Source organism: Paenibacillus sp. FSL P4-0176 (assembly GCF_037975265.1).
Lineage (GTDB): Bacteria > Bacillota > Bacilli > Paenibacillales > Paenibacillaceae > Paenibacillus > Paenibacillus amylolyticus.
On sequence record NZ_CP150242.1, the window covers coordinates 5,772,930 to 5,791,905 of the forward strand.

The 18,976-nt window shown below is 47.7% G+C and carries 17 protein-coding genes; 2 read left to right on the top strand and 15 right to left on the bottom strand.

The window, feature by feature from the left end; all coding sequences use genetic code 11:
- Positions 1–2: 2 nt before the first annotated feature.
- The 9 genes from MKY95_RS26705 to MKY95_RS26745 all read right to left on the bottom strand — a co-directional run bounded on the left by MKY95_RS26705 (position 3) and on the right by MKY95_RS26745 (position 10,419).
- The gene (locus MKY95_RS26705; RefSeq protein WP_076319731.1) at positions 3–1,700 is read right to left on the bottom strand and encodes a methyl-accepting chemotaxis protein; all 1,698 of its coding nucleotides are present in this window, start codon (positions 1,698–1,700) and stop codon (positions 3–5) included.
- A 411-nt stretch (positions 1,701–2,111) separates the two neighbouring features.
- Positions 2,112–2,972 (bottom strand): STM4011 family radical SAM protein, encoded by an 861-nt coding sequence (locus MKY95_RS26710; protein ID WP_076319732.1) that lies wholly within the window; start codon positions 2,970–2,972, stop codon positions 2,112–2,114.
- Positions 2,969–4,357: an STM4012 family radical SAM protein gene (locus tag MKY95_RS26715; protein ID WP_339195197.1), complete on the bottom strand. Its 1,389-nt coding sequence runs from the start codon at positions 4,355–4,357 to the stop codon at positions 2,969–2,971. Before MKY95_RS26715 ends, MKY95_RS26710 begins: the two co-directional genes overlap by 4 nt.
- A 47-nt stretch (positions 4,358–4,404) precedes the next feature.
- Positions 4,405–5,190 (bottom strand): STM4013/SEN3800 family hydrolase, encoded by a 786-nt coding sequence (locus MKY95_RS26720; RefSeq protein WP_339195200.1) that lies wholly within the window; start codon positions 5,188–5,190, stop codon positions 4,405–4,407.
- The gene (locus tag MKY95_RS26725; RefSeq protein ID WP_339195203.1) at positions 5,183–6,448 is read right to left on the bottom strand and encodes an STM4014 family protein; all 1,266 of its coding nucleotides are present in this window, start codon (positions 6,446–6,448) and stop codon (positions 5,183–5,185) included. The genes MKY95_RS26720 and MKY95_RS26725 overlap by 8 nt, the downstream gene beginning before the upstream one ends.
- A 3-nt stretch (positions 6,449–6,451) precedes the next feature.
- On the bottom strand, positions 6,452–7,294 hold the full coding sequence (locus MKY95_RS26730) for an STM4015 family protein (RefSeq protein WP_339195205.1): 843 nt from the start codon (positions 7,292–7,294) through the stop codon (positions 6,452–6,454).
- 350 nt (positions 7,295–7,644) lie between these two features.
- Positions 7,645–8,268, bottom strand: a complete 624-nt coding sequence (locus MKY95_RS26735; RefSeq protein ID WP_017692573.1) for an XTP/dITP diphosphatase — start codon at positions 8,266–8,268, stop codon at positions 7,645–7,647.
- Position 8,269: 1 nt separating this feature from the next.
- Positions 8,270–9,025 (bottom strand): ribonuclease PH, encoded by a 756-nt coding sequence (gene rph / locus MKY95_RS26740; protein ID WP_017692572.1) that lies wholly within the window; start codon positions 9,023–9,025, stop codon positions 8,270–8,272.
- 338 nt (positions 9,026–9,363) lie between these two features.
- Positions 9,364–10,419, bottom strand: coding sequence for a GerMN domain-containing protein (locus MKY95_RS26745; RefSeq protein ID WP_047841205.1), 1,056 nt, complete (start codon positions 10,417–10,419; stop codon positions 9,364–9,366).
- A 272-nt stretch (positions 10,420–10,691) separates the two neighbouring features.
- Between MKY95_RS26745 and MKY95_RS26750 the strand changes: the two genes are divergently transcribed.
- Entirely contained in the window at positions 10,692–11,258 is a 567-nt protein-coding gene (locus tag MKY95_RS26750; protein ID WP_017692570.1) for a phosphatidylglycerophosphatase A, read from the top strand.
- Between the two features lie 160 nt (positions 11,259–11,418).
- On the opposite strand, the gene MKY95_RS26755 is transcribed toward MKY95_RS26750, so the two are convergent.
- The 5 genes from MKY95_RS26755 to MKY95_RS26775 form a co-directional block, all read right to left on the bottom strand.
- Positions 11,419–12,072 (bottom strand): ferric reductase-like transmembrane domain-containing protein, encoded by a 654-nt coding sequence (locus tag MKY95_RS26755; RefSeq protein WP_339195210.1) that lies wholly within the window; start codon positions 12,070–12,072, stop codon positions 11,419–11,421.
- A 36-nt stretch (positions 12,073–12,108) separates the two neighbouring features.
- Positions 12,109–13,152, bottom strand: a complete 1,044-nt coding sequence (locus MKY95_RS26760) for an FAD:protein FMN transferase (protein WP_074096270.1) — start codon at positions 13,150–13,152, stop codon at positions 12,109–12,111.
- Entirely contained in the window at positions 13,149–13,565 is a 417-nt protein-coding gene (locus MKY95_RS26765) for a hypothetical protein (protein WP_339195213.1), read from the bottom strand. Before MKY95_RS26765 ends, MKY95_RS26760 begins: the two co-directional genes overlap by 4 nt.
- 174 nt (positions 13,566–13,739) lie before the next feature.
- Positions 13,740–14,723 (bottom strand): MBL fold metallo-hydrolase, encoded by a 984-nt coding sequence (locus MKY95_RS26770; RefSeq protein WP_339195216.1) that lies wholly within the window; start codon positions 14,721–14,723, stop codon positions 13,740–13,742.
- A gap of 27 nt (positions 14,724–14,750) precedes the next feature.
- Entirely contained in the window at positions 14,751–15,494 is a 744-nt protein-coding gene (locus MKY95_RS26775; RefSeq protein WP_339195219.1) for a methyltransferase domain-containing protein, read from the bottom strand.
- A gap of 232 nt (positions 15,495–15,726) precedes the next feature.
- Between MKY95_RS26775 and MKY95_RS26780 the strand changes: the two genes are divergently transcribed.
- Complete coding sequence (locus tag MKY95_RS26780) at positions 15,727–16,602, top strand: DUF72 domain-containing protein (protein WP_339195222.1); 876 nt, start codon at positions 15,727–15,729, stop codon at positions 16,600–16,602.
- Between the two features lie 190 nt (positions 16,603–16,792).
- Here MKY95_RS26780 and MKY95_RS26785 read toward each other — a convergent pair whose 3' ends face one another.
- On the bottom strand, positions 16,793–18,970 hold the full coding sequence (locus MKY95_RS26785) for a glycoside hydrolase family 88 protein (RefSeq protein ID WP_339195225.1): 2,178 nt from the start codon (positions 18,968–18,970) through the stop codon (positions 16,793–16,795).
- Between the last annotated feature and the right edge of the window lie 6 nt (positions 18,971–18,976).

An 18,976-nucleotide genomic window follows, 5' to 3' on the forward strand; every position in this document is an offset into this window, starting at 1 on the left:
ATTTATTGCACTTTGAAACGACTGACGGTCTGTTGCAACTGTTCTGCCATCAAGGAGAGATCATTGGCTGCGGAAGCAATCTCCTGCATCGCAGACAACTGCTCCTCAGAAGATGCACTCACTTCTTCTGTTCCGGCGGCCCCCGTTTCGGTCACTTCCATGATTGTTTTCATAGACCTATTAATCTGTTCTACCCCTGTTGACATTTGCTCAATTGAAGCAGAGACTTCCTGTGTTTGCCCCGCTACGCCCCCAACCGCCTCACGAATTTCATCAAATGTGGCTCCCGCCTGGTGAACAAGTGTAATCCCCTCTTGAACCTCTGCGGATACAACCACCATAGATTCAGCAGCATTTCGCATTCCCTTCTCAATCGATGCCACCAATGGAACAATTTGATTAGCAGAAAGCGCAGACTGCTCAGACAGCTTCCGAACCTCTGTAGCAACAACCTGAAACCCTCTTCCCTGTTCGCCAGCTCGTGCAGCCTCAATAGCAGCATTAAGGGATAGGAGATTCGTCTGTGCTGATATTTCCGAGATGCTGTCCACCATTTTCACAATATCCTGAGAGTGTCTGCTCAGTTCCTGGATCACGACCGACAGATTCGACACCGTCCCTTGTATAGAATTCATTTGACCTATCGCAGACTGAACTGACTCGCTACCCGATATTGTTTTTACGGAGACTTTGGTAGCTTCTTCAGACATATGGAGTGTGTTCTCCGTAACTTGTTGAAAGCCTGTCGTTAACTCATTCATCGTCTGGAATCCATCACTCGCCATTCGAACCTGTGTATCCATACCTGTTGCAATCTCACCCATTGTGATGGCCACTTGCTCTGTGGCGGTTACTGTCTGTTCGGTGCTTGCCGTCAACTCCTCTGAAGAGGCAGCTACCCGTTCTGCACTGTCTCCTACCTGATGAATGAGTGTACGCAAATTGGCAGACATGATGTTAAAGGCTTGGGCGAGATCACCAATCTCATCCTTGTTACGGACCACAATAGGCTCACCAGTCAGATCTCCGTCTGCAATCCGGCTCGCGGATTGGGCAATAGCAGCAACAGGCAAGGATATCATTCTGCCAATGACATTCGCCACAAGTGCCCCGATTAGAAGAGAAGTCACTCCAATAATTGCAATCCACCTAAGGACCTGCACAATCTGAAGATTAGCCTCCACAACGCCTGAGTTCATGGCATCTTGTTGATGCGTTTCCATTCCTTCCACAATGCCTTCAAATTCAGAGATCAGACTTGGGGCTGTATCCTTCAGTAATCTTGAGATTTCACTGTTATTCCCCTGTCTTGTCAATGTCATAATCTGCTGCGCAAGTTCATAATATTGGCTCATCGCTTCATCCGATCGTGAAAGGTAATCTTTCATCTTTGAACTTGAAACTGATGATTTTAATTCTTCATTTAATGCTATGTAATCTTCATAAGCTTTATTAAATGCCTGTTCGTTCTCCGCACTGTCTTCCAGAATATAATTTCTCAAAGCAATCTGCTGTGATTTAAGATCAATCGACATATTTTTAATGAGTAATAGTTTGCTTGTTCTATCATTAATTAATTCTGTATACGTTTTCTCAACGGCTATAAACTGCGTATATGTTATAACCGTTATAGCCACCAATAATAACAGCACAGATGAGAAACCCATAAGTAATTTACGGCTAATTGAGATTTTTTTCATGTGTACTCCCCCGAAAGTTCAGATAACGTGCATGATGCTTCCTACCTCCACCCTCCTTTCAATTAAATTGAGACTTTAGACCCAATTAAAAATATAATTCGCGATTATATGTACAAATACTATTCGTAACAGGGTCTTTTTTCCTATTCATACTAACCCATAAAATATAAAATTTGAATCATAAACTTAAAAATATTATTTTTCAAAATTGTCAAGGCCCTTTTAATAAAGAACACAAACACTAACTCTAGTCCGGTAAAACAAAAAAACACCTTCCAGAAGGCAAGTCCAAACCAAAGGTCTGATCCTGCCTATACTAAAAGATGCGTTTGAAGTTACGCTGATATGTGGTTTAGAAACGGATAAACCTATTCCAGCTCCCCAGTGGAATAGCTAAACATGAAATGCCGGTCAACGAATCAATACCGGATTACGTTCAAGCAGCCCGCTGCCAAACGTTTCCCTGAACGGGGAATCCTCCATATGGATATAACCGATGTAACAGCCACATTTTTTCATGCGACAGGGCCGATCCTCAGACAAAGCCTGCAAACCATCGCGATATAGATGTCCAATGATTCGTCGATCCTTGTAACATCTCTTCACATGCCCGGACCCCTGTATATAAAATACTTCCGAACCGGCAGCACATCGTTTGCCCAAGCTCTCATAATCCTGCAGATTACCTTCAAAAAGCGGATCAAGCCCACGTAAAAACTGAATCTCTTCCGGCGTGTAATACTTGGGCCGATCTTTGAAGGCATTAACCCACATATACACATCATCCGGCAAAGCCTGTCTCATGGACTCAATTGCGGGGAAAGCACTACGGAGTCCGACAGTACCGACACTAAAAGCAAGTCCCATCTGACGCAAGGTCAGACATTGTTTAACAAAAGAAGCCTCTTTTGTCTCACGAGGATGATACGTCGCCCAAAAGGCCGCTTTATTCGCATCCAACTCCCTCGCCCAATCCAGTTTGACGGACAGGTTGGTTTGAATTGCAACCTTATCCACATGTGGCATATGTGACAGCTCAACCATCGCTTCCCGATACCACCGACGCACCAAAGCTTCACCATAGGGATTGAAGAAAATCGAAAATTGATGCCCAGCACTCTCTTGCTCCCTGACCCAATTCACAAATTGACGCAATTGTTGTTCATCCACTTCCAACGTCTCTTTGGAATCCACGGTTTTGCTAAAAGGGCAGTATGGACAGTCGTAATTACAGGAAGACAACTTCCCCCGATAATACAAAGTCGCTCTCATGAGAAAACAAACCCTTCCATCTGTTCACGAATTTCGGCAGATATAAGCCAATCTCCAATCGCATCGGAGTAACCCAGTCCTTCTTCTGTCAGACGCAGCACCTGCTTGTCCTCATCACTCTCCAACTCCGCCATGCCCTCTGTCAACAGTTCAGCCAACCAGACATAGTCGGACATCACATCGGTACCAAAGCGTTGTTGGTAGTCAGACAACGTCAATCCCTCCCGATGCAGCAAGGCTTTCAGAATAAAGCGACGTCTCTGTTCCTCACGGCTTAACACGATGCCATAATCCGCCACATCGTAGCGCTCGGTTGCCACATAATCGGCAATGATGCTCTGTGTGGCCTTGTAACTCACGCCATACTTGGAAGCATAATGTACTTCACTCGTATAAGAGCGTGCGCCACACCCCAGACCAACCATGCCCTCCTCCTGACAGCTATAAGGCAGAAGCACTTTGGAGGACGACTGTTCTTTGGCAAATCTGCGCATCGAATATTGAACATAACCTTTACTTTTCAAAGTCTCACGTGCAGCTTTATACAGTTCCATCCGTATGTCCGGTCCCTGACGGCGAATATCATCAGGCTTCACGATTGTATTTTCCCGTGTATACAGGGGATAGATAAAAATTTCGCCTGGTTCGTAGGTCAGAACTCTTTCCAATGAATAGATCCACGATTCCACCGTTTGACCCGGCAGACCATAGATCAGATCCAGATTTAACAATGGGAAATCATACCGAGTAAGCTTCTCAAGCGCTCGTTCGACCTCCTGCGGTTTTTGTGGACGATAGATGGCAGATGCTTCAGCTTCAATAAAACTCTGGATGCCCATACTAATACGATCCACACTTCGTTCCTTCATGATGGCCAGCTTGGCTTCCGTAACGGTATCCGGCGACGTTTCCACCGAAATCGATGCTTGCGCAGGGTCCAGCCCCATCACATGTTCAGCAATATCAAACAGACGATTCAACTGAACCTCATTTAATAATGTAGGCGTTCCCCCACCAATCGCAAACCGCGAATACGGTCTTCGAGATGTAATAGGTGCCCACTGCTTCGCCTGACGTTCCAGCGCATCTACATAGCGTTCATGCGTATCTTCCCGTCGATCCGGCAGTGTAAACAGATTACAGAATCCGCAACGAGCAGCACAAAAGGGAATATGCATATATAAAAAATACGTATCGGTATTCTCTCGTTCCCACAGTGGCCCTAACGGCAGTGGTGGGTCAAGCTCCCGATAGGCGGTCTTGTGTGGGTACGAGTATAAGTAAGAACGATAAGGGAATGCCAGTACTTCACTGAGACTTGTAGCTTTATCGGATCCGGACTGTGTGGAATGGCCTGTTGTTGTATGTTGTATATGTTTCTCCATCGGTTTCCTCCTGTCTCCGGTTGTTGTCCTCATAAGATCAATACATTCTATACTAAAAATTCACGGTAAGGCACCGTCCAGACGACATCATGCGCAAGCCGGTGTCCTTGATACCCGTCTTCACCGTAAGCTGTACCATGATCGGAAAAAGCTAGGCAATACGTAGGCCGGGCGCGTTTTCGCATCGCCTCGAACAATGGTCCAAGAGCCTCATCTACATATCGAAGTGCAGCACGTTGAGTCTCCACCGAGTCCTCCTTCGCTCCTTCTACGAAGTAACGATTGGGTCCATGAATGGCAGACACGTTCAAAAACATAAATATCTTTTCATCCGGCGCTGTCTGTTCAAGTAGCTTTAATGCATGCTGTACCTGATGCTCTGTCGATTTGGGGTTGGTTACCCCAAAGTTCATTCGCCAGTAGCTGTGTTGGAAATAGCCGGGCAATACTTTTGCAAGCGGGTTTTTTTTCGTAAAAAAGATGACGCCGCCAATACAGATGGTACGGTAACCTTCAGCTGCGAACCCGGATACGATATCCGGTGTATCAAACAGCCAGGTGTGCGGATGTGTTTTGAGCCCAGTATTTCGGGAATGAAATAGCCTTACATGAGATGCCTTATCTGTATTGGCAGGAGTCGGCATAAAACCACCAAAAAAAGCATGGTGTGCCGCATATGTAAAACTGCCTGGGGTATGACGCTTCTCCCACGGACCCGAACCACACAGATTAGGACAATTCTCCTCTTCCAGCTTGGCTACGTCATAGCGTAACGTATCCAGCGTAATCATTAACAGATCATGGGAGCCCACAATGGTGTTCATATCAGGCATGTTGAATAGGCTCCTTTCGTAAAAGTTCCATTTCCCACTCATAGGTTCCGAGGCCATGATGCTCGACCCTGTATAACAGATCTCCAAATGGATTCACATCCAGCACATAGGCACGCGGATTCGAACCACTAGTAAGCATCACATCAATCCCGGCTGACCACGAGTTGGGAAATGCAGACATGGCTGCTTGCGCTGCCAACCGTACCAGCGACATCCGCTGTTCATCCAGGCCTGCTTCAGCAGGCAGCATACGCTCATTGCGCAGATGCAGATTGGTAATCGGGGTACGGCTCAGCCGCATAATCGCGTGACCTGCCTGTCCACCTGCAACCAGTTGGCGAATATCATAGGCCCGCTGATCAAGCGTGGCTTTTGGCATCCATCGTTCAATCTGTGCACCTTCTGCACATAACCAGTTCATCAGCGTAGCAATCTCTTCACTGCGGGTATACTTGCGTAGACGTCCTTCATTGAAGAAAATCGTCTTGCCCTGTCTCTGTTCCATCCCCATCGTTGTTACAGCGATTTCATCACCCGTTCGAGGATTGACTTGATAGGCAACAACTCCTGAAGCCCCGGAGCCGCACGCAAGCTTCACAAACACACGATGCATCTCGGCAGACTTCATTGAGCTACGCAGGTCCATATAATTACGGATTGGCCGCGAAAATTGCAGCGCCGGAGGTACATCAACTCCATGTGAAGATAGATGTTGCTGACAAGTTCTCTTGTCAAACATCAATTGGATATCGGCGGGATCATTCATGAATCGAACTTCAGACCATATCTCCCGAGACTCACGGCTGATTCGATCCAAGCATGCTTTCCAGCCACGAAACCACTGGGCGGGAGCGTAGATTCTTCCCCACTCCTGTTCCAGCGCAAGTGCCTGTTCTGCGGAAAATGCTTCTGTACCCATCCCAGCCGTTAATGTTGACGAATCGTCCATATCCCCAAGGAACAGTAGTTCACGCTCCACTTCCCACTCCTCACCAGGAGCATCAATCCGAATCAGGGGTACAGGCAGATTGAAATCTACTGTATCAGCGATAGTTCGTCCATGTCTCCAATTCTGGAGCAATTGAGCATATGGCAGTACAACCGCAGGTTTCAGACCCAATCTATGCCTAGCCTCTTGCAGCCCTTGTGTTCGTCGGTTATCAGGGTTTCCGATCAATAAAAAGGGCTGATCTTGCGTTAGATCAGGTACATCTATTGGTTGATGCAGGCTTTCATTCATTTCCTTTACACCTGACATCAACTATTCCGTTAACGATGGATAGCGCCAGTCATCCTCATCACTCTGTTGCTGGTCGCTAACATCTACAGATATACCCGATTGGTTCCAGCGACTGATCATTTCATTGGTCATGTAATGGTAACTTAGATCAAGATGTTTCAGTTTCTTGATCTTGTCACTGGCAAGCAACGCCTCAGCCCCTTCATCGGACAACGTTCCTTGCGATAGATCCAGTACTTCAAGTTGATCCAGAATAGGTGCTTCAGCTGCTGCTTTGGCAATCTCATCCTGAATTTCACTGTCTTTCAGACCCAAGTAAACCAGCCTTGGAAATAATCCTTTTTCTAACAAAGGGAGTACATCTTCAAGTGATCCATTGAAACCATAATTATCCACACCCAGGTACAGTTCCAGTTTACGCAATTCAGGCAACTTGGCATGGGTGATTGAAGATAACACTTCTCTCGGGAGACCACCACAAATAATAATTAATTCTTCAAGCTTGGCATGCTGGAGTGGTTCCAGACTGAGGCCGCTACTGCCCATTACAGAGAATGATTTTAATTCTGGAAAAGCACCTAACAGTGGTGTGAGATTTGTCTGGATAATCCACGATACTTCACATTCTTCGAATCCCATATCTCCGATGAACAGTTTCTTCAATGACGGAAAGCTTGGAGCAGACTCGACGAGCGTACCTATGAACTCATCAGGCGAATTTTCATAAGCCTGTCCCCAATCTCCGATGACCAGACTTTCCAATGAGCTAGCCTCCGGTTTAGCTGCCAGTTCCTTAATTAACTTTTCCATACGAATGCCGTCCTCATAATCATCGTAAGATACAACAAGCTTCACTTCTTGCATGAGTAGATCCCTCCGTTTAAGGTTCATATGTGATTCGTTAGTTTGAATGTTAACCCATACCACACAAGGCTTGCAACTTCTTCCAACTCCAGTCCCAATGAGATTCCCAATCGTGCAATGTAAACCATTTCTCATGTAGGTACAAGAACATACGTTCTGATGTATAGTCGCAGAAATAGCTATCTTCAATTAGGTATATGGATGGACCCTCACCGAACCCGATCAAACACTTCAATTCATAGAAAAAGCGTTAATGGCGGATGAAGCATCCCATCGGAATGCTTCTGTCCTTCCATTAACGCTTTGATGTTCACATATCATGAAGTTAAATCAAGATGTTTCATTTAGTCTTAGCCTTCAAGTCTGGATACAAGCGCTCTCAGCGCATGACCACGGTGACTAATCGCTTGCTTTTGCTCAAGCGTCAGCTCTGCCATCGTCATCTCGTATTCAGGTACATAGAAGAGTGGGTCATATCCAAAACCGCCAGCACCTGCAGCTTGAGCCGTAATCCAGCCTTCCGCAGTGCCTTCTGATTCATACTTATCACCTGTTGTTGGATCGTACAGGACCAGCGCACAAACGAAACGAGCCGGACTTAGTAGCGGCTGCTCGGTGTCCTCACCGGATTTCAACGATTCCAGCGTCTCCAGCAACTTCGCATTATTCTGTGCATCCGTTGCTCCTTCACCTGCATATCTCGCTGAATATACCCCTGGCTCACCATCCAACAGGTCTACACATAAACCTGAATCATCTGCCAGAACGGGCAAACCAAGCGCATCACCAACCGCTTTGGCTTTCTTCCAGGCATTCTCCGCAAACGTTACGCCATCTTCTACCACATCCGGTAGCTCCGGATAGTCAAACATGCTCTTAACCTCTTTGCCAAGCGGTGCGAAAGCATGAGCGAATTCACGGACTTTACCCGCATTGCGGGTTGCAACAATGAGGATTGGGCTGTCCAAACTCATCTTAGGCTTCCCCTAATCCACGCGCGCCGATCTTGAGCGCAATCGGTCCAAGCACTTCTTTTTGACGCTCGATCATTTCCAGAATTCCCTGTTCGCCCAGTTCCAACATGGCGTTCAGCTCACGGCGATCAAATGGTGCTTCCTCACCTGTTCCCTGAAGCTCGACGTATTTACCGCCACCTGTCATCACCAGATTCATGTCTACCTTGGCTTTGGAATCTTCATCATAGTTCAGATCCAGTACAGGCTGTTCACCCACAACACCCACACTTACTGCGGCAATGAAATCCGTAATCGGGAACACTTGCAGTTTGTGCTGTTGGGAGATCTTGTTCACGGCAAGCGCCAGCGCTACAAACGCACCAGTAATGGACGTTGTGCGTGTGCCTCCGTCAGCTTGAATAACATCACAGTCCAAGGTAATCGTACGCTCACCAAGAGCCTGCAGATTAACTACCGAGCGCAGTGCCCGACCAATCAGACGCTGGATTTCCATGGTGCGTCCAGTTAATTTGCCGCGATTGGCTTCACGTTGGTTCCGAGTATGTGTTGCACGTGGCAACATGGAATATTCAGCTGTTACCCAGCCTTTACCCTGCCCTTTCATAAAGGGAGGTACACGTTCCTCTACTGTAGCTGTACAGATCACCTTTGTATCTCCAACTTCAATCAGTACAGAGCCCTCGGCGTATTTATTCGTGTTCACTGTTAAATTCAGCGGGCGCAGCTGTTCGCTGGTTCGTCCGTTTGATCTCATATTTTCTGCCTCCTACGACTTAAGCATCCTGTAATGTTGAACTTATTCACACTTTTAGAGATTGTTCAAAAAGATCGCTTTTGATTACGAAAAATGCCTTAAGGCATCATCAGCATCGAATATGGAATTCAGCCTAATAAGCATAAGCTTACGAAGTATGTTTCCTTCGGAAACATTGTAGTTGCTCACGTAGTTTGCCTACGCTCCGCTACTCCATTTCTAGCTTCATCCCATCTTCTCGGTACTGAAAACCGATCTTTTTGAACACGTATTTTTACTAATCCCTTATATTTTACCAAAGAGTTCGGTTAAAAGCATCCTTAAGCATTCCTTGCTCATTAAATCGGAATTTCGTTGATATATTCAGGCTTGGAAACCGGCGCACTGTAATCCCTGTTGTCGTCACCCATGACCGTTTTTTGGCCGTTCCACTCGATCTGTACTTTGGCATCCTTGCTGGCTGTGTTCTCCGCAGTGGTTAATACGACAGACTGTAACAGCTCGCTTGGCACGATATCCCCTTCGGCAAACATATCATCTTTCAGGGCAACCGTGACCGTGCCATCCTCTGCCGTTTTGACCGATTGCAGCTCCGTTCCGCCTGTCATAACCTCTTCCAGTTCTCCACCTTTGTCAGGTCCTTTGATCAGTTCGTTCAATGCTGCCTGCACCCGATCTTCACCAGGTGTAACCAGACGTGTCACTGGAACATAATATTGGATGCCCGCTGGCGAAGCAGCGGAGAAATAGACCGTTACCGGGCTGCTGTTGGTCACAAACGTATCACCCAGATCCAGATTGATTCCCACAGCCCGATTCAGCGGTTCAGGCAACGGCGTGCTGTTCACAGGCATTTGTGTTAACTTTTTGCCATCCACCCAGATCTGCACATTCTCCACATCAGGCGTTCCCGTCAATGTCCACGTGACAGCTTCTAGCATTTTCCGTTCTTCCTTTGCATCATACTTGGCAAAATTACCCGAGAATTCAACGACCGCCAGCTTGTCATCCGCGTGAATCGTTACATTCTGCACAACCGTTCCCTGCGGGAGAACGCCCTGGAATCCTTCAGGCAGCATACCCGCATAGGCCCCGCCTGTGACAAGTGTGTCCAGAGCTGTCTTTGGACTGCTTGCGTCTGTTCCAGAAGGAAGTGTCAGGGATACCGGAGCGAGCAGCCCCTGCTGGTCTTGCAGATATACCGTCGTTAACGGGAGCATTGCGAGTGCTCCATTCCCTTCGGCCGCTTGAATCATAGCTGCTTCCTGGATGGGCGGTGGTGGATCAACAGCTTCGGAAGACTGTGCTCCAAACATGCCGCAGCCTGACAATACCATAGGAATACTCAGCAGCGCTGCTGCCGATACCGTACGCAAAGAATGGATCTTTCTCATGATCACGTTCCCCCTCATCATTTTTACAGTTTGTACTACCATGTATACGAGCCTTTGTCCAAAAAATAACTAAAAGATAATAAGAAAAATGTCTATCAACGCACTTTCACGGAAGACAGACCGTGTTTAGCTGAAATTTTCCATGTAGTAATCGAATTGTTCAACTTCACTGAAACTTATAATTTTATTATCTTAAAGAAACGTAAACCAGGTTAATAACGTATTAGGAAGCAAGAGTAGGGACATTGCTAACTTCAGAGGAGGAATCGCCCATGGAACATCCTGAGCAAGAAAAAATCCCTTACAGCCTGAATAGCCGCAAGGTGGCGGAGGCAACAAGGGAATGGCTGCATAAGCGGGGCGTCACGATCCCTGAGATCGCAGAGCTGGTCATGTTATTGCAACAAAAATATTATCCAGGTCTTACGATGGAAGAATGTATCGAAAATGTGGAGATGGTTCTCCGTAAACGTGAGGTACAGAATGCTGTTCTGACCGGGATTCAGCTTGATATTCTGGCAGAACAGGGGCAGCTCATATCTCCTTTGCAGGAGATGATTGAGAACGATGAAGGACTGTATGGCGTGGATGAGATTTTGGCATTCTCCATCGTCAATGTATATGGTAGCATTGGATTTACGAATTATGGTTATGTGGACAAGCTGAAACCAGGGGTGCTTGAACGACTGAATGACAAGAGCTTGGGCCCTGTCCACACGTTCTTCGATGATATTGTCGGTGCGATTGCATCAGCAGCGAGCAGTCGGATCGCCCATCGCAAACAATCCGAGCTTGAAGAAGCACTGGGAGAAAAACCTGTTAGTGATGACGCTGTATAATGCGTAAATCGTTTCATAAATGAAGCCATGTGGAACATTGGACATGTGTATGGATGCTTCGTGAAATGACTGTTCAATAAAATAACTGTTCATGGAAAAAGCGGCCTGATGGCCGCTTTTTTGCATGTGTAGCGATACATATTGGATAATCCACATTTTATTATTTCAGATGTTTAGGTCGTACCGTTCCCACCAAACCAAAACCTTCAACCCAATTCTGCTCGGAAGGTGAACCAGATGTTGCCCGTTTCGGTCCAATCGTGATTTCCGGGCCTTTACGCTCTCGCAACATGCCACGTAGCACGGTGATACCGAGAATGCTGAGTCCGGTAAATACATATATCATCCGCATGATGATGTTGCCAGAATCCGTTCCGGTAACCATGCCGTGAACCAGCAGACCAATGAACACCGGATAGGACAACATGTGGAACATGAACCACCATTTACGGCCCAGCTTGTTCCGCAGATCACTGGATAACAGGACAATCACTAATCCGTAGAAGGCTAACGTTCCCAGACCACTGCCGATCGGATGTACGGAGGCGGTAAAAGGAATCAGAAGTTCTCTCCAGGTAAATGGGCTGTAATGATCAATATATAACGTTAATGCGTGCACGAGTCCAAGTCCGAAGGCGAGCCAGGTCGTTCGGGTATGCCATTTGAACATGGCTGCTTTTGGTTTGCCTTTGGCCATAGGCATCCCTTGCGCAATACCCAGAAACACACCGGCAAAGAGCAACACATAAGCAGCAATTCCACTAATTCGAATGATATTCCACGTTGGCAGGTAATCTACAATCCATTGTGCCATAACCGGCTCCCCCATATCTGTTAGACTTGTCCTCGTTTATAATAGACTGAAGCGATGATCCGGATCAAAACCGGGCCAGTGCTCAGCAAGCGTATCCGTATTCCCTCTAAAATAATTACTCCCATCCCGTGTCATCCACAGGACGTCATGCCGATCGTAATGTCGGTTTAACCAGCCCACCGCCTCGGCACTCCCCAGAATGCATACCGTCTTGGCAATGATCTCGCATTGCGAAGCATGCTGTCCCAGAACGGTACACTGCAATACGTCCGTATCTGCCGGCTCCATCGTCCGGGGGTCAATGAGGTGGTGTGCAAAGCTTCCATCCGTATTCTGCCATTGTCTGCGGGAAATACCCGAAGTGGCAACAGCTCCTCGCTGTAAACGGATCGCTCCCGACATAGCACCCTGATTCTGCAAAGGATCTGCTACTTGCAAGGTCCATTGGGAATGGTCTGGTGAACCCCATACTTGAATATCTCCACCCGCGTTAATCAAACCCGCTGGAATATGCAATGTTCGCTGCAACCAGTCTGCGATACGCTCTACTGCCCAGCCCTTAACAATGCCTCCTAAGTCCAACTCAGCTCCGGGGTCCAGATGAACCATCCGGCTACCTTCCCGCTGAATCCAGCTCGGACGGCTGTGGTCATATCGATCTTCCATCCAGCCTGATGATTCAGGTGTTCTCGTTCGCAATATGCGTTCAATTAATGGACGTTTCAATTGTCGTTGCTGCACCTTCTCGAAGCTCAGATCGTATCCTGAAGCCTGAAGAGCCTGCGAGATACCCGGTTGAAAAATCCCTTCGGTCAGGCCAATATATCCATAGGCCAAACTCAAAACTTCATCCATCGCAGCGGAGATGGGCATCCATCCGGTTGAAGCATTCAAACGATTCAGTTCACTGTCTGCAACAAATCGGCTGAAGCGTTGCTCCTGCGTCTCAAACCAATTCTTCACCACGGTTGCTGCATGTTCAGCTTCTTCCCGCCCAGCTGACAGTTGCACTTCAACATCCGTGTTCATCGCACGGAATTGAAATCGGAGCGGACGAGCAACTTGCTCCGTGCGGCTCATGACGCACCTGTACGTGACTGATAGTTGCCACTGCTGTATCCGGAGTCTGTACCCTGGTTATTTTGCCCGATACGCTGAGAATCTGAATAATTCCCCTCGTTACTCGTGCTCTGATCTGGCCGAGCTGCTTGTGTGCTATCGGATGTTCCATTATATTGACTATCATTATTGTAATTGTCCTGCGTGTTCCAGTTGTTGCTGTTCGTTGTACTGTTGATCCATTCATCCATCACATCATCATGCGTATCCACTTGGCTTGAAGCAGTAACGCTTGTATCTGTGCCATTTGCTGCTGCATAGGCCACATCAAAGGCATCCGAAGTTCTTACATATTGAAAAAGTGCAGCCACAGTCAACGTTGCTGCCGCTGAAGCTTGCCATTTTCTCCATTGATTCCGTTTTCTTCTGGTCATCGCTCTTCCCTGCTTTCTTTAGCGAAGTTCATAGATGTATCATAGGCGCGCTGGCTTAAAAATAGATGAATGAACCGTTAAGAGAGGCTAAAAAGGCCCAGAACAGGTGAATTTCCTGTCCCGAGCCTCTATATAAGATCGTATTATCATTCCATATCGATATCATCATTCCGTTTAGATTTGAAAATAGAACGTCCCATCCGGTTGCTGCTCTTGCTTCACTAGTTCGCGTCGAATTAACTCCTGCAAATGGGCTAACGTCTCACTCATGGCAAACCGCAGTTGATGGGTACCCAGCCGATTGCCAAACATGTGCACACAGATGTCATACGCATTCGCCGGTGACTCCTGAATTCGTTCCGTCATCTTCTGAAGACGTTCCTCGTGATGAGCGAGCAATTGTACTGTCCGTTCGGTGAACTGGGCAAAAGGATTCCGATGCCCTGGATACGCCTGTTTGACATTTAGCCCCCCGAGACGTTGCAATCCTTCCATATAAGACAATAATGGCTGTGGGTCACTGCCGGGTTGCAGACTAATATTCGGTGAAATCTGTGGCAAAACTGCATCTCCGCACAGAATCTCCATGGACTCCGGCGCATAAAAGGATAAATGGCCTGGGGCATGTCCCCCCGTCTCCACAGCAACCCAACGTTTCCCGCCCATATTAAGCCACTCGCCATCTTCAATGGGTGTGACATTCGGAAGTGGAGTGATCTGCGAAGTAAATGCCTTCATATGTTCATGTATCTGCTCAGTCTTGTCTTCCGGCATTGCGTGGCTTCCATAATAATCAGGTAATAATGTATTAATACGTGAATCAGGTCCCCACATATAGTCGGCCTCTTGGCGGGAGCGTGTGGACATTCGAACGGGTGCCCCCGTCATCTGTTGCATCCAACCCGACAACCCAAGATGATCGGGGTGATGGTGGGTGAGTACAATTTGATGAATATCGCTAAAGGTCAGGCCGAGATCTGCCAGCGCTTCACTCCACTCCTGTTCTGTTTCCGAATTACGCGGTCCCGGATCTATAATAGTTATCTTCCCATCCGATTCTGATAACACATAACTGTTCACCCATCGTAAGGGAAACGACATGCTGATCTTGACCCGGTGCATGCCCTCTGTCATGGGCATCTCTTCTGTGCGCTTCATGTTATCCCCCTTCCAAACTGTCTCTGTTCACTCCACAGGACGACGACCAACAAAAATCATGCGCGGAGAAGTCTGCTCGTCATATTTCTCTTCGTCATAGCCGCCATGTACCTGATCTACCCGGAGTCCGGCGGCACTTAACATCTGACTCAGTTGTTCCCGTGTGTACAACTTCACACGTTCCTGATATACCCGCGGTTTATGTCTGGATGTGGTATCCGTAATGCGAATTTCCTTTTGCACAAACCCTTCCTCAATCTTGCGATACTCCTCAATACGCTGTCCTTCATCCTCTCGAACGGAGTGTTGCACCAGATGACGAGTTACATAAGCCGTATTCATAAAATCAATAATATAGCTGCCACCTGGGCGAAGCATGCGATGAATGGCACGTAATACTTTCAATTGTTCTCCGTCCTCCAGGAAATAACCAAACGATGTGAACAGATTAACTACAGCGTCAAAGCCACCTTTCAGCGGCAGTTCACGCATGTCTGCGTGACACCAAGATACTCGGTGTTCAGTGTCCATTAGGCGCGCTTCACGTAGAAGCACATCGGACAGATCAACTCCGGTCACTCGCAATCCTGCGTCAGCAAGTGCCATGGAGTGCCGTCCCATACCGCAGCATAGATCCAATACTTCAGAATTGGGCTCAAGCTTCAACCAATTAATCATTTTATGTACTTCCTGATGGGCACCCTGCACATCCCGGTGCTTGTATACGAGCAGATAATCTTCTCCAAAACTCTTTTTATACCATTCCGTCATCCATTCTCGCCCTCCACTTGGTCACTGGCTCTCTATCTGTAGTACGCTATGTACAGGCCTGATCATTTCCACTAGCTTTAATGTATTGTAACGTCTTTATTCTGCAAACTCAAAAAATCCCAGTAATTTTCCAACATTGAAGAGCCAAAATGCACACGATATAATGTTAGACATATGCCTGCAAATCGGTTAATTATAAGAGGTTGTTCAAAAAGCAACAGGAGGTGTTCTTATGATTCGCATCGGACTTACCGGATGGGGGGATCAGGAAGATCTCTATCCAAACCGTACCAAAGACAAAGACAAGCTCAGTCTATACGGACAGTACTTCTCCACCGTGGAGGTGGATAGTTCTTTCTACGCCGTTCAGCCGCGGGATCGAATGGCACGGTGGGTTGCAGAGACGCCCGAATCCTTTGCTTTTATCATCAAAGCCTATCAGGGAATGACCGGACATCTGCGAGGCAAACCATACTTCACCAGCACGTCGGAGATGTATAAGGCTTTTCGGGAATCACTGGAACCGGTCATTGAAGCCGGCAAGATGCAGGCAGCCTTGTTTCAATATCCGCCTTGGTTTGAGTGCAATAAAGACAACGTGAAAGAGCTTCGTGAAGTGAAACTGAGAATGGAGGGCATTCCGTGTGCCCTGGAATTCCGTCATCGTAGCTGGTATGAAGGTGACATGCGCGAGCGGACGCTTTCGTTCCTGAAAGAGCAAGGCTGGATTCACAGCGTCTGTGACGAACCTCAGGCAGGTCTAGGTTCTATCCCCATCGTGCCACAGGCGACGGATTCCGAGATGACGCTGGTGCGCTTGCACGGACGCAATGTGTCCGGTTGGCATCAGAATGGTGCGCCCAATTGGCGCGAGACCCGTTATTTATACCGTTACAACAAGGAAGAATTGTTGGAGTGGAAAGGATATCTGGAGCAATTGCAGGAGCAGAGCAAGGATGTCTATGTTATTTTCAACAACAACTCCGGTGGCGATGCAGCGGCGAATGCCCAGATGATGATGGACCTGCTGGATCAGCCGGTGAAACCTTTCCCTGACCGTTCTGAACCGGAGAAGGAAGAAGGACCGGAGCAGCTGGAGCTATTTTAATACGTGCTAGAAACGGAGTTATTCATATTATTGGGTGAAGGTAAGTGTATTTATCATTGCTATTATGCAGAGCGGATTCGAAATTGGAAACAAACTAAAAGCGGCAAGCCCGAGGGCTTTGCCGCTTTCTTTAGCTGGTAATCTATCTATAGAAGGCTATCCACATACATTCGTTTCGTTGTGTCAAACATCAGCGCTGCGCGGCTGTAACCGAAGAATCGATATGCGCCTCACGGAGCTGCTGGTTCATTTTATGCGCTTCAATGCCTGCCAAGAGCACAATGCCGATCCCATGGGTATCGTTCAGATTCCATCCCAAATCATCACGATAATACAAGGCGGTAAACGAGTACCCGGAACCCCGGCATACCCCATATATATTGCCTTTGTAATCAATCGACAAACGTGTCATGCCGTGCCATCCTTTGCGTACGGCCTCCAAATAAGGCTCTGGCTGCTCCAGCCAGCCTTCCCGAATACCACGGGCATAAGCGTAGATAAACATCGATGTGCAGGAGGTTTCTTCATATGAATCCGGGCGGTTCAGCACCTGATGCCATAGTCCATTTTCCCCTTGCAACGCCAAATAACCTTCACTTAAATCACGATAGAACTGTAATAGTTCCGACCGTTTCACATGATCATGTGGCAGGATGGATAACAATTCGGTTAATGAAAATAGCACCCAGCCGTTCCCCCGTCCCCATGGAATACCTGTCGCCCGACCACGCACAAAATCATACACGTGGGACATGATCTGTTGATCGGGAAGGTAGAGGTATTTACGGAACATCAGAAACTGATTGATCGCATCATCCCAATACGTCGCATCGCCTGTCAATTGACCATAACGCATCAGAAAAGGTGTACTCATGTACAAGTCATCACACCACATCGTCTCCTGACGCATCTCCCCACTGCCGCGAACCCGGTAAAAGGCACCATCCTCCAAACGTTCCTGCTCATCCGTAATGTAGCCCGCAATCCGATCCGCAGTATCTCTTCCCCCACGAATATCGCCCAACTCCATCGCAGCGAGCAGTGTAGATCCAAACGAACCGCAATCATCCAGACTGTCGATGGCAGACAGCTGATTATTAATCCCTGCAGCACCGTACCCTTCCCGATCCCACAGACCATAGCGGTCAAATGAAGTACTCAGTTCAATATGTTGCCGTACATACTGAATGTAATCATCCCGTCCCAATTCCTGTCCCGTCTGGAGCAGTCCAAGCAGGGTAACGCCAAGCGGATAATTCCACTTTCCGTAATGTGTATTCTCCAGGTAAGGACGGACATGGGTGTCGGGAAGATCTACCCGCCAATACACACCTTGTGCGCCATCATCAAATACGGTATCGGTTCGCACGATGTTGGCATGCGATGGTTCAGCACCGGGAGCAAATACACCTGTGTACAGCCAGGGGTCAGAGCATCCCGCAACCGGATGAGGCGATTTCATTCTCCAGCCTTTGGAATCCGAGCTCTCGGCATCTTCCAACGTGAATCCCCATGAGCCGCCAACTGCCTGGATTTCACCTTTCGCCACCAGATCGGATGTACCGTAACGGCGAGGAAGTTCAACGCGGAAATTACCGCTGCTTCCAGCAGAGTATACTTCCGTGCCATCCAAATACAGGGTCAAAGCTCCATCATGACGACCTTTTAAAATAACTGGTGATGTTCCTGGCAAAGTTACATCCAATCTGGACCATGCGTAGGCAACAGCGGGCTTTTCTGTACCAAAGATGCGGGCAAAAGAACCCATGCTCTGCTCCTCATCTGTCCAGCCCCTGCGCGGATACCAGGTAAGACCCGTTTCTTCTTCCGTCATGCCGTCACGAGGAAAAGATACTAAAGGTTCATCGACGGGTTCCGAATATAACCAGCCCTCCTGACCCTGACGATCTCCCCCAGGAGTGAGGAAGTGGAGCGGGAAATTTTTGAACGAGGCTGTTCCGTAGATACCGCCGAATCCCACTTCTGTTTTGACAAAACACAGCAATACATCATTCCAGCCATAGTTCACGGAAATCGGAATCTGGGTTCTTCGCTCGGGAAATAATTCCTGCAACAGCTCAGACTTGAATACCTCTTCACCGTTCACATAGATTGTCACCGGACTATAACAGTTCAAGCCCGTATTTAACGTTGTATTCTGCTCGCCCCATAACTTGCCCCATACATACACGTATTGCCCTGCACGCGCCTCTACGCATTTCTCATTCAGATTCAGGTCGTAGCGATAGTCCCCAAGTTTACGAAAACCTCCCTGATGATAAGCTCTGAACAAAAAGGAATGTTTCGGATGATCGCCAATATAACGCTGAGCCACCGTGGTCAATATATCCGGAATTGAATCGTACACCTTGCC

Coding starts and splice junctions, on each gene's coding strand:
- rph (WP_017692572.1), bottom strand. CDS start 9,025: ATGAGATCAAACGGACGAACCAGCGAACAGCTGCGCCCGCTGAATTTA.
- MKY95_RS26745 (WP_047841205.1), bottom strand. CDS start 10,419: ATGAGAAAGATCCATTCTTTGCGTACGGTATCGGCAGCAGCGCTGCTG.
- MKY95_RS26715 (WP_339195197.1), bottom strand. CDS start 4,357: ATGGAGAAACATATACAACATACAACAACAGGCCATTCCACACAGTCC.
- MKY95_RS26720 (WP_339195200.1), bottom strand. CDS start 5,190: ATGCCTGATATGAACACCATTGTGGGCTCCCATGATCTGTTAATGATT.
- MKY95_RS26730 (WP_339195205.1), bottom strand. CDS start 7,294: ATGCAAGAAGTGAAGCTTGTTGTATCTTACGATGATTATGAGGACGGC.
- MKY95_RS26710 (WP_076319732.1), bottom strand. CDS start 2,972: ATGAGAGCGACTTTGTATTATCGGGGGAAGTTGTCTTCCTGTAATTAC.
- MKY95_RS26780 (WP_339195222.1), top strand. CDS start 15,727: ATGATTCGCATCGGACTTACCGGATGGGGGGATCAGGAAGATCTCTAT.
- MKY95_RS26725 (WP_339195203.1), bottom strand. CDS start 6,448: ATGTCAGGTGTAAAGGAAATGAATGAAAGCCTGCATCAACCAATAGAT.
- MKY95_RS26775 (WP_339195219.1), bottom strand. CDS start 15,494: ATGACGGAATGGTATAAAAAGAGTTTTGGAGAAGATTATCTGCTCGTA.
- MKY95_RS26755 (WP_339195210.1), bottom strand. CDS start 12,072: ATGGCACAATGGATTGTAGATTACCTGCCAACGTGGAATATCATTCGA.
- MKY95_RS26705 (WP_076319731.1), bottom strand. CDS start 1,700: ATGAAAAAAATCTCAATTAGCCGTAAATTACTTATGGGTTTCTCATCT.
- MKY95_RS26750 (WP_017692570.1), top strand. CDS start 10,692: ATGGAACATCCTGAGCAAGAAAAAATCCCTTACAGCCTGAATAGCCGC.
- MKY95_RS26760 (WP_074096270.1), bottom strand. CDS start 13,152: ATGAGCCGCACGGAGCAAGTTGCTCGTCCGCTCCGATTTCAATTCCGT.
- MKY95_RS26765 (WP_339195213.1), bottom strand. CDS start 13,565: ATGACCAGAAGAAAACGGAATCAATGGAGAAAATGGCAAGCTTCAGCG.
- MKY95_RS26770 (WP_339195216.1), bottom strand. CDS start 14,723: ATGAAGCGCACAGAAGAGATGCCCATGACAGAGGGCATGCACCGGGTC.
- MKY95_RS26735 (WP_017692573.1), bottom strand. CDS start 8,268: ATGAGTTTGGACAGCCCAATCCTCATTGTTGCAACCCGCAATGCGGGT.